Annotated in this window: 2 protein-coding genes and 1 pseudogene; all 3 read left to right on the forward strand. The window is 68.1% G+C overall.

What is annotated here, in order from left to right:
- Positions 1-14 precede the first annotated feature (14 nt).
- A pseudogene (locus tag WAX14_RS15220) lies at positions 15-4,898 on the forward strand (amino acid adenylation domain-containing protein); the annotation flags it as partial.
- A 5-nt stretch (positions 4,899-4,903) separates the two neighbouring features.
- Positions 4,904-12,478 (forward strand): amino acid adenylation domain-containing protein, encoded by a 7,575-nt coding sequence (locus WAX14_RS15225; RefSeq protein ID WP_422628892.1) that lies wholly within the window; start codon positions 4,904-4,906, stop codon positions 12,476-12,478.
- A 305-nt stretch (positions 12,479-12,783) separates the two neighbouring features.
- A partial coding sequence (locus WAX14_RS15230) for an amino acid adenylation domain-containing protein (protein WP_422628893.1) occupies positions 12,784-16,069 on the forward strand: 3,286 nt, incomplete at its 3' end.

Consider the following 16,069-nt stretch of genomic DNA (forward strand, 5'->3'; position numbering starts at 1 on the left):
GGGTGGAGTCGCATGTGGGTTCGGGTGCGCGGGTGGCGTTGGTGCCGCAGGTGCGTTCGGGTCGGGTTCCGTTGTCGTTGGCGCAGACTCGGATGTGGTTCTTGAATCGGTTCGATACCGGTTCGGCCGCCTATAACGTGCCGTTGGCCCTCGAGATGCGCGGCACCCTCGATGTCGAGGCGTTGCAGGCGGCGATCGCGGATGTGGTTGGGCGGCACGAGGTTCTGCGGACCGTCTACCCGGAGACACCAGACGGACCGGTGCAGGTGGTCCTGCCGCCGGTGCGGACCGATCTCGAACCGGTCGATGTCACCGAGGCGGAACTGCCGGAGCGGCTCGCCGCTCTCGCTGCCACGGCGTTCGACGTCACCGATACGGTGCCGATGGTCGTCCGGTTGTTCCGGATCGATCCCGGGTACCACGTGCTCGCCGTGGTGATGCACCACATCGCCACCGACGGTTCGTCGATGACCCCGTTCGCCCGGGACGTCGCGACGGCGTACGTGTCGCGGTCGCAGGGCGAGGCGCCCGGGTGGGCGCCGTTGCCGGTGCAGTACGCGGACTACTCGATCTGGCAGCGGGGACGGCTCGGTTCCGAAGACGATCCGACATCGGTGATCTCGACACAGATCGGGTACTGGCGCACAGCGCTGGACGGTGTGCCGGATCTGCTGGAGTTGCCGACCGACCGGCCTCGCCCGGTGGAGCAGTCCTTCCGCGGTGATCGGGTGTACTTCGACATCGACGCGGATCTGCACCGTCGTCTCGGTGCCCTTGCCCGTGGCGGCAACGCCACGCTGTTCATGGTGGCCCACGCGGCGTTCGCGGTCCTGCTGACGAAGTTGTCCGGGGCCGAGGACATCACGGTCGGCACCCCGATCGCGGGCCGCGGCGAGGCCGAACTCGATGATCTGATCGGCATGTTCGTCAACACGCTCACACTGCGGACCCCGATCACGAGCCACGAGTCGTTCGCGCAGTTGCTCGCGTCGGTGCGCGAAGCGGATCTGCAGGCGTTCGCGCACGCCGATGTGCCGTTCGAGAGGCTCGTCGAGGTGCTCGATCCGCCTCGATCGACGGCACGCCATCCGTTGTTCCAGGTCGGCTTCTCGTTCCAGAACGTCGCGCGGGCGGCGCTCGAACTGCCGGGCCTCACGGTGTCGGCGGCGGAGCTCGATGCAGGTGTTGCCCAGTTCGATCTGCACCTGTTCCTCACGGACAAGTACGACGAGAACGGTGCTCCGACCGGAATCGACGGTGCCCTCGGATTCGCGACCGACCTGTTCGACAAGGAGACCGTCCGCCGGTTCGCGGACCGGTTCGTGCGGGTTCTCGACACGATCGTGGTGGATCCGGACCGTGTCATCGGTGATGTCGACGTCTTCCTTCCGGGTGAACGCGACCGGATGCTCGACACGTGGAATGCCACGTCCGCGCCGGTGTCCGGACAGACCCTGGTGTCGCTGTTCGACGCACAGGTGGCCGAGCGCCCGGATTCGGTGATGCTCGAGTACGCCGGTGGATCCCTCACCTACCGCGACTTCGATGCGCGCGCCAACGTGCTGGCCCGCCGGCTGATCGCAGCCGGGGTCGGCCCGGAATCGCGGGTGGCGTTGAGTATCCGGCGTTCCGTGGAACTGGTGGTCGCGATGTTCGCGGTCGCGAAGGCCGGCGGCGCGTACGTGCCGATCGATCCGGATCAGCCGGCCGATCGCATCGAGTACATCCTCGAGGTCTCCGACCCGGTGTGTGTGCTCGCCATCGCGACCGACCGTGACGTTCTCGGTACGCGCCGGCCCGTCGTCCTCGTCGACGATGCGGACACCGCCGGTCTCCCGGATACGCCGGTCACCGCTGCGGACCGGCGGGGGGCGCTGTCCGACGCGAACACTGCCTACGTCATCTTCACCTCCGGTTCGACCGGCCGGCCGAAGGGCGTGGCGGTCTCGCACCGGGCCATCGTCAACCAGTTGCTGTGGAAGACGAGCAGTTTCGGTCTGGGACCGGACGACGTGGCGCTGCTCAAGACCGCGGCGACGTTCGACCTGTCGGTGTGGGAGTTCTGGTCTGCACCGGTCTCCGGTGGTCGCACGGTGATCGCGGAAGCCGGTGGTCACCGCGATCCGGAGTACCTGCTCGCACTGATGCGCGATCACGGTGTCACCACCATGCACCTGGTGCCGTCGATGCTCGAGGCGCTCGGGGCGGTCGCGGAGGGTGAGTTCACGCCGAAGCTGCGTCGGGTCCTCGCGATCGGTGAGGCACTGCCGGTCGAGGCCGCGCGTGCGTTCCGCGAGGCGAACCCCGGAGTGGGCCTGTTCAACACGTACGGGCCGACGGAGGCGGCGGTGTCGGTGACGAGCCAGGAATTCCAGGATCCGCACGCCGCGTCCGTTCCGATCGGCGCGCCCGAATGGAACACCCGCGTTTACGTTCTCGACGGCAGGCTCGATCCCGTTCTGCCGGGTGTCCCGGGTGAGCTGTACCTTGCGGGCACCCAGCTCGCGAACGGTTACCACGGTCGTCCGGATCTCACCTCGGACCGTTTCGTGGCGAACCCGTTCGGCGACGGTGAGCGGATGTATCGCACCGGCGATCTCGTATCGTGGCGCGCTGACGGCACACTCGAGTACCTGGGGCGTACCGACTTCCAGGTGAAGATCCGTGGTTTCCGCATCGAACTCGGAGAGATCGAATCCGTTCTGCGTGCGCACGAGTCGGTGTCGCAGGCCGCGGTGCTCGCGTTCCACGATCCGCGCCGTGGAGACCTGCTCGTCGGATACGCAGTTCCTGCACCGGATTCGACCGTCGACCCGGAGGCGATCCGGGATGACCTGGGCCGGGTTCTGCCGAGCTACATGGTGCCCGCGGTCGTGGTCGTGCTCGAGGCTCTTCCGCTGAACGCGAACGGCAAGCTCGACCGGCGCGCCCTGCCGGTGCCCGAGTTCGAGGCCGTCGAGTTCCGGGCGCCGTCGACGCCGATCGAGGAGATCGTTGCCGGAATCTTCGAGGAGGTCCTGGGACAGACCCGGCTGGGCCTGGACGACGACTTCTTCGCCCTCGGCGGGAACTCGCTGCTCGCGACGCAGGTCACCGCACGTCTCGGCGCGGCGCTGGATTCGACGGTTCCGGTGCGTGCTCTCTTCGAGGCGTCGACGATCGGGGCGCTGGCCGCTCGGGCGGAGCAGTACAGCGATCAGGGCAGCAGGCCTGCGCTGACCGCACGCACCCGGCCCGAGCAGGTTCCGCTCTCACTCGCCCAGCAGCGGATGTGGGTGCTCAACCGGATGAACCCGGATTCGGCCGCGTACAACATTCCGGTCGTGTTGCGGCTGTCGGGTCTGCTCGACGTGCCCGCACTCGAATCCGCGGTGCGCGATGTCGTCGACCGGCACGAGGTTCTGCGCACGCGGTACCCGGACACCGGTGACGGGCCGGTCCAGGAGATCCTCTCGGTCCGTGAGGTCGCGCCGCAGCTGACGCCGGTCGAGGTCACCGAATCGGAGCTACCCCTCAGGGTCGCCGAACTCGTTGCCGCAGGCTTCGACGTCACGAAGGCCGCGCCGCTGCGCGGTGCCCTGTTCACGGTGAGCCCCACCGAACACGTTCTCGCCGTGGTGGTCCACCACATCGGTGCGGACGGTTACTCGATGGGCCCGCTCACCAAGGACGTGATGATCGCCTACTCGGCCCGCGTCGACCGTGAAGTTCCCACGTGGTCGCCGTTGCCGGTGCAGTACGCGGACTTCGCGTTGTGGCAGCGGGATCTGCTCGGCGACGAGGACGACAGCGAATCGCTGCTGGCCCGCCAGCTCGGGTACTGGACCGGTGAACTCACCGGTGCCCCCGAGGTGCTGTGGTTGCCCACCGACCGGCCGAGGCCGGCGCGGGCCACCGGGCAGGGCGCCGAGTTCGAGTTCGCGCTCGACGCCGTGCAGAGCGCCGGCATCGCCGGCCTGGCACGCGCACACAACTCGACCGTGTTCATGGTCATGCACGCGGCGTTCGCGGTCCTGCTGGCGAAATTGTCGAGCAGCACCGACATCACGATCGGTACGCCGATCGCGGGTCGCGGTGAGCGCGCACTCGACGACATGATCGGCATGTTCGTCAATACGCTGGTACTCCGCGCCGAGGTGGAGCCGACCGCGACGTTCGCCGAACTCGTGCAGCGGGTACGGGAAACGGACCTCGGAGCGTTCGGCAACGCCGACGTCCCGTTCGAACGCGTCGTGGACGCGCTCGGACGCAAGCGCTCGCCCGCGTACTCGCCGCTGGTGCAGGTGCTGTTCACGTTCCAGAACATGACGCCGAGCACTCTGCAGCTGCCCAGCCTCGAGGTTTCGGTCGTCGACGAAGGGCTCGGCCAGGCCAAGTTCGACCTGCAGCTGACGGCGGCCGAGCAGATCGGGACCGACGGCACGATCGACGGGATGCGGTTGCTGTTCACCTACGCCACCGATCTGTTCGACGAGGCAACGATGCGGCGGTTCGCCGACGGATTCGGCCGCGTCGTCGATGCGGTCGTCGCTGATCCGCAGATCCTGGTGCGCACCATCGACATCGTCGGCAGTGAGGAACGGGCGCGCATGATGCCGCAGCGGACCTACACCGCTGCCGATCTGCACGAGCTGACCGCCGCAGCTGCGGAAACCGCTCCCGACGAGGTTGCGGTCGTGCACGGTGGCGTGACGGTCACCGTCGGGCAGTTGGCGACGGCGCTGGCCACCACCGCCGAGACGATGGGGAAGGTGCTGGGACCGGACGCCCAGGTGTCGGTCACACTGTCGCGGCTCGTACCGGGCATACTTCCCGAGCTCGGGGAGAGCGGGTACGCCTCCCTGATCGATTCGCTCATCGCCCAGGCACTTGCCCTGGCAACGGAGAGGAACAGGTAGTACTGATGTCGATGCGTGAGCCGAGCCGGCACAACTTCACGATTGCGGATCTGCCGCGCCTCGTCGGCGCGGTGGCCGAGATCGAGCCGGACCGTCGAGCACTGTCCCACGGGGGCATCGATGTCGATTTCCGCGCACTGAGCGCGGAGATCACCGCGCTGGATGCAGCGATGGGAGGGGCTCTCGGTCCCGAGGCGCTGTTCCCGGTGGCGTTGTCGAGTGCGCTCCCCGGGCTGCTCGAATCCGGTGACGGCGGGGGACTCGAAGGGATCGTCGGCACCCTGCTCGACGAGTGCGCCGAGGTGCTCGGCGCCGAGTCGGGCGCGTTGTCCGGCGGCGACGCGGTGGACACGCTCGCCGCGGAGTTCGCATCCCAGGTCGTGCGCACGCCGGACGCACCGGCCGTCGAGTTCGACGGCACCGTCCTGACGTATGCGGAGTTCTCGTCGCGGGTCAACCGGCTCGCCCGGCATCTGATTTCGCTCGGCGTCGGACCGGACACGTTCGTCGGACTCGGCATGCGCCGGTCGATGGAGATGGTCGTGGGTATGTACGCGGTCGTCGTCGCCGGCGGCGCGTATGTCCCGCTGGATCCGGACCATCCCGCGGACCGGATCGGGCACGTCCTCGACGCGGCCCGCCCGGTGGCGGTACTGACCACCTCACACGACGAGTTCGCGACGCAGCGTGAGCTGCGGGTGCTCGAGATCGATCGGCTCGTGCTCGGCGACATCGACGACGGCCCCGTCGTCGACGCGGACCGTACGGCGCCGTTGCGCCCCGACAACCTCGCGTACGTCATCTTCACCTCGGGCTCGACCGGCCTGCCCAAAGGCGTCGGAGTCGGTCACCGGGCGATCGTGGCGAACCTGCGCTGGCGCCAGCAGCGCTACCGGTACACGGCCTCGGATGTGGTGCTGCAGAAGACGCCGTTCACGTTCGACGTGTCGGTGTGGGAGTTCTTCTGGCCGTTGCAGGTCGGCGCGAAACTCGTCGTCGCGCAACCGGACGGGCACCGCGACCCTGCGTATCTGGTGCGCACGATCGCCGCGAAATCGGTGACCGCAGTACATTTCGTTCCGTCGATGCTATCGGTATTTCTCGCCGAACCGACTGCTGCGCAAGCGAGTTCGCTGCGGTTGGTGTTCGCATCCGGTGAGGCGCTGCCGCCCGCGACGTCTGCGCGTTTCCACGAGGTGTTCGACGCCGAACTGCACAACCTGTACGGACCCACCGAGGCCGCTGTCGATGTCACGCACTACGCCACCCGTCCCGGCGACACCGTCGTGCCGATCGGCGCGGCGGTCGCGGACACCGCGTTGCGGGTGCTCGACGACGCGCTGCGCCCGGTCGCCGCGGGTACGCCGGGAGAGCTGTACCTGACGGGTGTCCAGCTCGCCCGCGGCTACGTGTCCCGGCCGGACATCACTGCCGACCGCTTCGTTGCGGACCCTTCCGGTCGCAGTGGTGAAAGAATGTACCGCACCGGCGATCTGGTGCGCTGGAGCACCACCGATCCGGGTTCGCTCGAGTACATCGGTCGCGTGGACTTCCAGGTCAAGCTGCGCGGTCTGCGCATCGAACTCGGCGAGATCGAGTCGGCCGTGCTCGACCGGGACGATGTGGCGCAGGCGGTCGCGATCGTGCACGCGGACCCGCGGACCGGCGATCACCTGGTGGTCTACGTCGTCCCCGAGGCCGGCGCGACGCTCGATCCCCACGACCTCGTCGCGCATTCGCGGGTCAAGCTGCCCGACTACATGATGCCGTCGCTGTTCGTGCAGCTCGACGAACTGCCGCTGAACCAGAACGGCAAGCTCGACCGCAAGGCCTTGCCGAGCCCGGACTTCGCCGCCGCGGCCCGCGAATACCGCGCGCCCGAAACCGACGTCGAGATCGCGGTCACCGCCGTATTCCGTGATCTGCTCGACATCGATCGGGTCGGACTCGACGACGACTTCTTCGAACTCGGCGGCAACTCCCTCGTGGCGACCCGGGCGGTCGCACGGTTGAGCGCGCACTTCCGCGTGGATCTCCAGATGGGGGACTTCTTCGAGAACTCGGTGGTCTCCGACGTCGTGCGTCTGGTCGAGACGGCCGAGCGCCGTGAGGAACGGCCGCCGCTGGTTCCGCAACAGCGTCCTGCTCGTGTGCCCATGTCGCCTGCGCAGCAACGGATGTGGTTCCTCAATCGGTTGGAACCCGATTCGATCGCCTACAACATTCCGTTCGCACGGCGGTTGTCCGGCACGTTCGACCACGACGCGATGCGTGCTGCCGTCCAGGACCTGCTCGAACGGCACGAGGTGCTGCGCACGCTGTACCCGGAAGCCGACGGAATCGGCTACCAGCACGTGCTGCCCGCCCCGGACGTCGCCCCCGATCTCGCACCGATCCCGTGCACCGAGGACGAGGTAGGCGAACGCATCCACACGCTGCTCGCGACGCCGTTCGACGTCACCGAGCAGATCCCGATCCGGATCGAGTTGTACCGGATCGCACCGGACGATCACATCTTGGCGTTCTCGGTCCACCACATCGCCGGCGACGGCTTCTCGGCGGGACCCCTGCTGCGCGACGTGATGACCGCGTACTCGGCGCGGACCGAGGGTCGCGAGCCGGGATGGGCACCGCTGCCCGTGCAGTATGCGGATTACAGCATCTGGAACACCGTAATGCTCGGCCACGAATCCGACCCCGGGTCGGTTGCCGCCCGGCAGATCGCGTACTGGACCGAGACACTGGCGGATCTGCCCGACAACCTGGCGCTCCCGACGGATCGGCCGCGTCCGTCCGTCGCGACGAACAACGGTGCGCTCGAACGGTTCCACATCGACGAGGATCTGCACGCGCGGCTGCTCGAACTCGCACGGGAGAATCACACCACGCTGTTCATGGTGGTCCACGCGACGCTCGTCACGCTGCTGTCGCGGATGTCGGGCGCCGGGGACATCGTCATCGGTACGCCGGTCGCGGGCCGCGGAGATGCAGCCCTCGACGAGGTGATCGGCATGTTCGTCAACCCCCTCGTACTGCGGACCCGGGTCGATTCCGGCGAGTCGTTCCGGGAGTTGCTTCAGCGGGTCCGCCGAATCGACATCGGCGCGTTCGGTAACGCCGACGTCTCGTTCGAACGGCTCGTCGAGATCCTCAACCCGGAGCGGTCTCAGGCACGTCACCCGCTGTTCCAGGTGTCGCTGGCGTTCCAGAACATGGAGATCCCGACCCTCGAACTGCCCGGTCTCACCGTCACCGGCGTCGATTTCGACTACGACCTCGCCAAGTTCGATCTGCAGTTCACGTTCTCCGAGCACGTCGACGACTCGGCCGAACGGTCCGGGCTCGACGTGGAGATCGCGTACGCCACCGACCTGTACGACCGCGGGTCGGTCCGCGACATGCAGGTCGGACTGCTCCGGTTGCTGCACGACATCACGACCGACGACAGTGTCGCAGTCGGTGACCTCGAGCTGCTGTCGGCACCCGAACGCACCACGATTCTCGAACGCTGGAGCGGTACCGACGCCACGGACGGACCGTTCTCGGACGACGCGACGATCGTCTCGCTGTTCGAGCGTCGCGTCGCCGAGACCCCCGATGCGGTCGCGATCGTCTCGGGTACGGACCGGCCGACCTACCGTGAACTGTCGGGTCGAGTCAATCGCATTGCACGGGAATTGATCTCCGCCGGCGTCGGTCCGGGCGTGCGGGTCGCTGTCGTGTTGCCGCGTTCCACGGATCTGGTCACGGCACTGCTCGCCGTGCTCACCGCCGGAGGGGCCTATGTTCCGATCGACCCGTCCTATCCGGCCGATCGCATCGAGACCGTCCTGACCGACGCGACGGTGCGGGCCGTGGTGTCCTGGACCGGGCGGGAGGCCGAGCTGCCCGGTGTCGAGCGTGTCGTCGATATCGATGTCCTCGATCCCGCCGCGCACTCGGACGCGCCGGTCACCGACGCGGACCGCACCGGTGTGCTGCGTCCGGCGGATGCGGCATATGTGATCTTCACGTCCGGCTCGACAGGCCGGCCGAAGGGCGTGGTCGTCGAGCACCGCAACGTCGTGCAGTTGCTCTCCAACACCGACGCCGGATTCGGGTTCGGTCCCGACGACGTGTGGACGTTGTTCCACTCGTACGCGTTCGATTTCTCGGTGTGGGAACTGTGGGGTCCGCTGCTGTTCGGCGGCACCCTCGTGGTCGTCGACTACGTGACGTCACGGTCGCCGGAGCTGTTTCTCGATCTGCTCGAGGCCGAACGCGTGACGGTTCTCAACCAGACACCCTCGGCGTTCTTCCAGCTCGCGGAAGCCGACCGGGTGACCGGCACCCGTGACCTGGCGTTGCGCTACGTGATCTTCGGTGGTGAAGCGCTCGAACTGCGCCGGCTGTCCGACTGGTTCGCGCGCCGCGGCGACACCGCGCCGCGACTGGTGAACATGTACGGCATCACCGAGACGACCGTGCACGTCACGCATCGCGAACTCGACGCCGAATCCGTGCGCGCCACCGGTTCTCTGATCGGCTCCGCGATTCCCGGGCTGCGCGTGTACGTGCTCGACGAGCGGCTGCGCCCGGTTCCCCAGGGTGTTCCCGGCGAGATATACATCGCCGGCGGGCAGGTTGCCCGCGGATACCTCGATCGTGCCGAACTGACCGTCGGCCGCTTCGTCGCGAATCCCTTCGCGACCGGAGCCGATGCAGCCGGATCGCGTCTGTATCGGTCGGGTGACGTCGCACGCTGGACCCGTAACGGCGACCTCGAGTTCGTGGGCCGCGCCGACGACCAGGTGAAGGTTCGCGGTTTCCGCATCGAACTCGGTGAGGTGGAAGCCGCAGTCGCTGCAGCACAGGGTGTTTCGCAGGTCGCCGTGGTCGTACGCGAGGACCAGCCCGGCGACGTGCGGCTCGTTGCCTACGTCGTTGCCGCCGGTGAGCTGCCGGCGGAAGCGCTGCGCCGCGACGTCGCAGCCCTGGTTCCGGAATACATGGTGCCTTCGGCGTTCGTGTTCCTCGACGAGATCCCGCTGACCGTCAACGGCAAGCTCGACCGCCGCGCGCTGCCCGCGCCGGTGTTCGAGGCCCGCGAGTTCCGCGCGCCGCAGACCCCGCTCGAGGAGATCGTCGCCGGCGTCTTCGCGGACGTCCTCGGTGTTCCCCGGATGGGTGTCGACGACGACTTCTTCGACGCAGGTGGCAATTCGCTGCTCGCGACGCAGGCGGTCTCGCGACTGGGCGCTGCCGTGGACGCGACCGTCCCGGTGCGTGTGCTGTTCGAGGACTCCACGGTGCACGGCGTCGCTGCTCGCCTCGAATCCCGCATCGGTGCCGGTGGCCGCACCGCGCTCGTCCCGCAGAAACGCGGAGACGTCGCGCCGCTGTCCCTGGCGCAGAGCCGCATGTGGTACCTGAACCGGTTCGATCCGGAGTCCGCCGCCTACAACATCCCGTTCGCGATGCGACTGAGCGGTGAACTCGACGTCGATGCGCTGCGCCTCGCCGTCGTGGACGTCGTGACCCGGCACGAGGTGCTGCGCACGGCATACCCGGAGACCACCGACGGTCCGGTCCAGAAGGTGCTCCCGATCACGGAGGCCATCGTCGATCTTCCGGTGGTCGACGTTGCCGCCGACGACGTGTACGAGCAGGTCGGCCGTCTCGTCCGAGAGGGATTCGACGTCACCGCCCGTCCGCCGATGCGCGCACGGCTGCTGCGGCCGGCCGAGAACGAGCACGTCCTCGTCTTCGTCATCCATCACATCGCGACCGACGGCTTCTCCGTCGGGCCGCTCGCGCGCGATGTGATCACCGCGTACACGGCCCGCGCCGACGGACGCGGACCGGTGTGGGAGCCACTGCCGGTGCAGTACGCCGACTACGCACTCTGGCAGCGTGAGGTCCTCGGGTCCGAGGACGACCCGCAGTCGGTGGCGGGATCGCAGCTCGCGTACTGGACCGAAGCGCTGGCCGGGATCCCCGACGAGATCGCGTTGCCGACGGACCGCACGCGTCCGGCGACGCCCACCGGCGCAGGTTCCCGGCACGGGTTCGATGTCCCGCCCCACCTGCACGCCGGGCTCGTCGACCTGGCCAACGACAGCAACGCGTCGCTGTTCATGGTCGTGCACGCCGCACTCGCGGTGCTGCTGTCGCGGATCAGCGGCTCGGGCGACATCGCGGTCGGGACCGCCACCGCCGGCCGTGGTGAGCAGGCACTCGACGATCTCGTCGGCATGTTCGTCAACACATTGGTGTTGCGCACCCGCGTCGACGCGGGTGCAGGGTTCGCCGATCTGATCCGCACGGCCCGCGAGGTCGACCTGCAGGCCTTCACGCACGCGGATCTGCCGTTCGAACGCCTCGTCGAGGTCGTCGACCCGCCGCGGGTCCCCGGACGGCATCCGCTGACCCAGGTGATGCTCGCGTTCGAGAACCTCGGACCGACGGGCTTCGAGTTGCCGGGACTCACCGTGTCCGCGTTGACCGCGGACGACACCACCGCCAAGTTCGACCTCATGCTCGTCGCCGAACCGCTCACCGCGCCGGACGGCGCACCGGACGGACTGCGCTGCGGTTTCACGTTCTCGACGGAACTGTTCGACGCAGCCACGATCGAGACGGTGACCCGTCGGTTCCTCCGGATTCTCGAGGCGGTCGTCGCCGACCCGGCGGGGCCTGTCGGTGACATCGACATCCTCGACGCCGACGAGAAGGAACGGATGGCGGCTGCCTCGGCAGCGCCACCGACGGACCGCGGTGCCGACACCGCTCTCGGCCGGACCCTGCCGCAGTTGCTCGCCGCTGCTGTCGACGAAGATCCCGAGGCGCCGGCCGTGGCCGACGGCGAGGCCGAATCGACCTACCGGGACATCGACCGTGCATCGTCCCGGCTCGCGCGTTATCTGATCGGCCGCGGGGTTGCCCCCGGCGCCGTCGTCGCCGTGGCACTGCCCCGGACCGGTGCGCTCGTGGAGGCGCTGTGGGCGGTCCTCAAGGCCGGGGCAGCGATCGCCCTCGTCGATCCGGCGTCGCCGGGGGACGCGGCAGGCATCGGCGCATCGCACGTGCTGACCGTGGGGTCTCCTGCGGCCGAGGGCCTCGAGTGGATCGACGTCGACGACGACGCGACCCGTGTCGCGATCGCGGATCTGTCGTCGCGGGCACTCGGATACGCCGATCTGAAGCGCCCGCTCAAGGCGGCCGACGGTGCATTCGTCCTGGCAGGCGGGGTGGTCTCCCATGAGGACGCCGTCCGGTGGCTCACGAATGCGCGGGAGGAACTGGACTTCACCTACGAATCCCGCACGCTCGGCCTGGGGAGCGTCGACGTATTCGTCGCCGAGTTCCTGCTCGCCGCCACCACCGGCGCCACCGTGGTGCTCGGTACCGACGCCGACGCCGGCAGTGTTGCGATCGACGAATGGGTCACCCATCTGTTCGTGAGCGGTCCCGATCTCCGGATCGGTGATCTGACCGAGGCGGAAGATCTCGCTGTGGTCGTGATCGTGGGTGAATCGGCGGCCGGTGCCGCGTTGCGTACCGGCGCGAATGTGCGGATGGTCACAACCGAGATGGTGTGATCACGGAAGGGTCCGGGTGGGGGCCGGTGGGGGCGCCACGCACCAGGGGACATAGATGCGACCAGGCGTAACAGATTCGCTGCCGGTTCGATTCCCTGTATATCGTGGGTGTCCGCGTGTGGCCTCGTGCTGCCCGGAATCCGCCAGCGTTGGGGTCGGCACCGGCCCTGCGCTGATGTAGTTGCTGCTTTCCCGAGAGATGGGGTCTGGAACGTATGACTGTGCACCGATCGAACGCAGGAGCAGCAGGCGCTGGGCGGGAGCGGCCGTCGCGCCGGCCCGAGCGTCGCCGGCGTGTGCGCTCGGTGCTGCTGCCCCAGCTGCTCGCCTCGGCGGCGGAGTCCGATCCCACGCGCGAGGCGCTGGTGTTCGAGGACCGGGTACTGAGATACCGCGACCTCGACGAGCAGTCCTCCCGGCTTGCCCGTGTCCTCGTCGCGGACGGTGTGGCACCGGGATCGATCGTGGCACTCGGGTTGGCACGCTCCGTCGAACTCGTGGTGGCGGTGTGGGCCGTCGCCAAGGCGGGTGGCGCGTTCGTTCCGGTCGACCCCACCTACCCGCCCGAGCGCATCGCACACATGCTCCAGGACTCCGGCGCCGTCCTGGGCCTGACCACCACCGAACACCGCTCGGCGCTCGGCGACGCCGTGCCGTGGACGGTCCTCGACGAGGACTCCGCGCGACAGCGTCTCGACGCAGCGTCCGCCGATCCCGTCACGTACGAGGACCGCCTGGGCCTGCTGCAGGCCGAGCATCCGGCGTACATGATCTACACGTCGGGTTCGACGGGCCTTCCCAAGGGCGTGGTCGTGACCCACACCGGTCTCGCCAACGTCGTCGCCGAGCAGCGTGAGCGGTTCGGTCTCGACGAGAACAGCCGTGTCCTGCAGGTCGCGTCCCCGAGTTTCGATGCGTCGGTCTTCGAGATGCTCATGCAGGTCGCCGCGGCCGGAACGCTGGTCGTGTCCCCGCCGTCGATCTACGGCGGCAGCGAACTCGGTGCGCTACTCCGGCGTGAGCGCGTCACCCACGCCATCATCACCCCGTCGGTGCTGTCGTCGATGGACCCCGACGGGCTTCCCGACCTGTCCCACGTCCTGTCCGCCGGTGAGGCGCTCACCGTCGACGTCACCGCCAAATGGGCACCGGGACGGGCGTTGCTCAACCTGTACGGCCCGACGGAGACCACCATCTGGGGCACTGTGGAGGGACCCGTCGAACCCGGTTCGACCGCACCCATCGGTGTGCCCGTGCGAGGATTCGCCGCACACGTGCTCGACGCCCGGTTGCGAGCCGTTCCCGAAGGTGTCGCAGGTGAGCTCTATCTGTCCGGCCCCGGCCTCGCACGCGGCTACCACAATCGGGGTGCGCTGACGGCCGAGCGATTCGTCGCCGACCCGTTCGGTGACACCGGCGAGCGTCTCTACCGCACCGGCGACCTCGTCCGGCGGCTGCCCGACGGGCGTATCGACTATGTGGGCCGTACCGACTTCCAGGTCAAGGTGCGAGGTCTGCGCATCGAACTCGGTGAGATCGACGCCGTCGTCGGTTCCCATCCCGACGTGGAGTTCGTGACCACCCAGGGCTACACGAACGATGCGGGTATCACGTCCCTCGTGTCCTACATCCTGACCGTGCCCGGTGCCGACGTGGACCCGGACGAGGTGACGACGTTCGCAGCGCGGTCGCTGACCTCCTACATGGTTCCGTCGAAGATCGTCGTGATCGACGAGATCCCGCTGACCCCGGCCGGCAAGCTCGACCGGGCGGCGCTGCCCGAACCGATCTTCGAGATCACCGAGTACCGGGCCCCGTCGACGCCGGTCGAGGAGATCGTCGCATCGGTGTTCGCCGAGGTGCTCGGTGCCGAACGAGTCGGTGCCGACGACGACTTCTTCGATCTCGGTGGCAACTCGCTGATCGCGACGAAGGCTGCGAGCCGCATCGGCGCGGCACTCGAGACCGTTGTCCCGGCCCGTGTGCTGTTCGAAGCCCCGACCGTGTCGGGGCTCGCTGCGCGCATCGAATCACACGTCGGTGAGGGTGGACAGGCTCCGCTCGTGCCGCAGGAGCGCGGCGACCGGATTCCGCTGTCGCTCGCCCAGCAGCGCATGTGGTTCCTCAGCCGTTTCGATGCTGCCTCTGCTGTCAACAACATCCCGGTGGCGGTCCGGCTCTCGGGGCGTCTCGACATCCCGGCGTTGCGCTCGGCGGTTTCCGATGTCGTTGCACGGCACGAGATCCTGCGTACCGTCTATCCGGAGATCGACGGTGTCGGCACCCAGTCGGTGCTCCCCGCCGAGCCGGTCGAGTTGCCGGTCGAGCAGGTTACCGAATCCGGATTGTTCACCCGGGCAGCGGAATTGGTGTCCGAAGGCTTCGACGTCACCGTTGCGCCGCCCGTGCGCATGGCACTGCTCGAGATCTCCGACGTCGAGCACGTTCTGGTCTTCGTGGTGCACCACATCGCCGCCGACGGCTTCTCGATGGGACCCTTGACCCGAGATGTCATGGGCGCCTACATCGCTCGTGCGAACGGCGAGGTTCCGGGCTGGGCTCCGCTGCCGGTGCAGTACGCGGACTACGCGATCTGGCACCGGGAAGTCCTCGGTAGCGAGGAGGATCCGGAGTCGGTGCTCACGGGCCAGCTCGATCACTGGAAGGGCGCGCTCGCCGAACTTCCCGAACAGCTGGATCTGCCGAGCGACCGGCCGCGTCCGGCCGTCGCAACCAACCGCGGTGAGACGCTCTCGTTCGACATCGACGCCGACGTCCACCGCGCGGTGGCCGATCTGGCGCACGGAACGAACACGACCCCGTTCATGGTCGTCCATTCTGTGCTGGCGGTACTGCTCGCGCGGCTGTCGGGCACCGCCGACATCGCGATCGGCACTCCTGTTGCCGGTCGGGGTCACGAAGAGCTCGACGATCTCGTCGGCATGTTCGTCAACACCCTCGTCCTGCGGACCGCGGTAGACGGCGGCGAGACCTTCGAGGAACTGCTGGCCCGGGTGAAGGAGATCGATCTCTCCGCATTCGGCAACGCGGATGTGCCGTTCGAACGGCTCGTCGAGGTCCTCGACCCGCCGCGGTCGCAAGCCCGGCATCCGCTCTTCCAGGTCATGCTCACCATGCAGAACTTCGAGCAGCCGCGCTTCGAGCTTCCGGGATTGACCGTCTCCGGCGTCGACGCGGACATCGACCTCGCCAAGTTCGATCTGCAGATCACGGTTGCGGAGAACACCGACGAGTCCGGGAAGCCCGCGGGAATGTCCGCGGAAATCCTCTACGCAACAGATCTTTTCGACGAGCGCACGGTCGAGACGTTCGCGCGCCGTTTCAGTGTCCTGCTCGAGGCGTTCACGGCGTTGCCGTCGCTGCCGGTCGGGGACGGCCCGCTGCTCTCGGCCGGTGAGCGTGCATTGGTGCTCGAGTCGTGGAACGAGACGGCTGCGGCGGTGGATGCGTCGGCGACGTTGGTGTCGTTGTTCGAGGCGCAGGTGGCGTTGACGCCGGATGTGGTGGCGGTGGTGTTCGAGGGGCAGTCGCTGACTTATGGCGAGTTTGCGTCTCGGGTGAATCGTCTTG

The sequence above is a fragment of the Rhodococcus sp. (in: high G+C Gram-positive bacteria) genome (assembly GCF_049299235.1).
In the GTDB taxonomy this organism is placed as follows: Bacteria; Actinomycetota; Actinomycetes; order Mycobacteriales; family Mycobacteriaceae; genus Rhodococcus.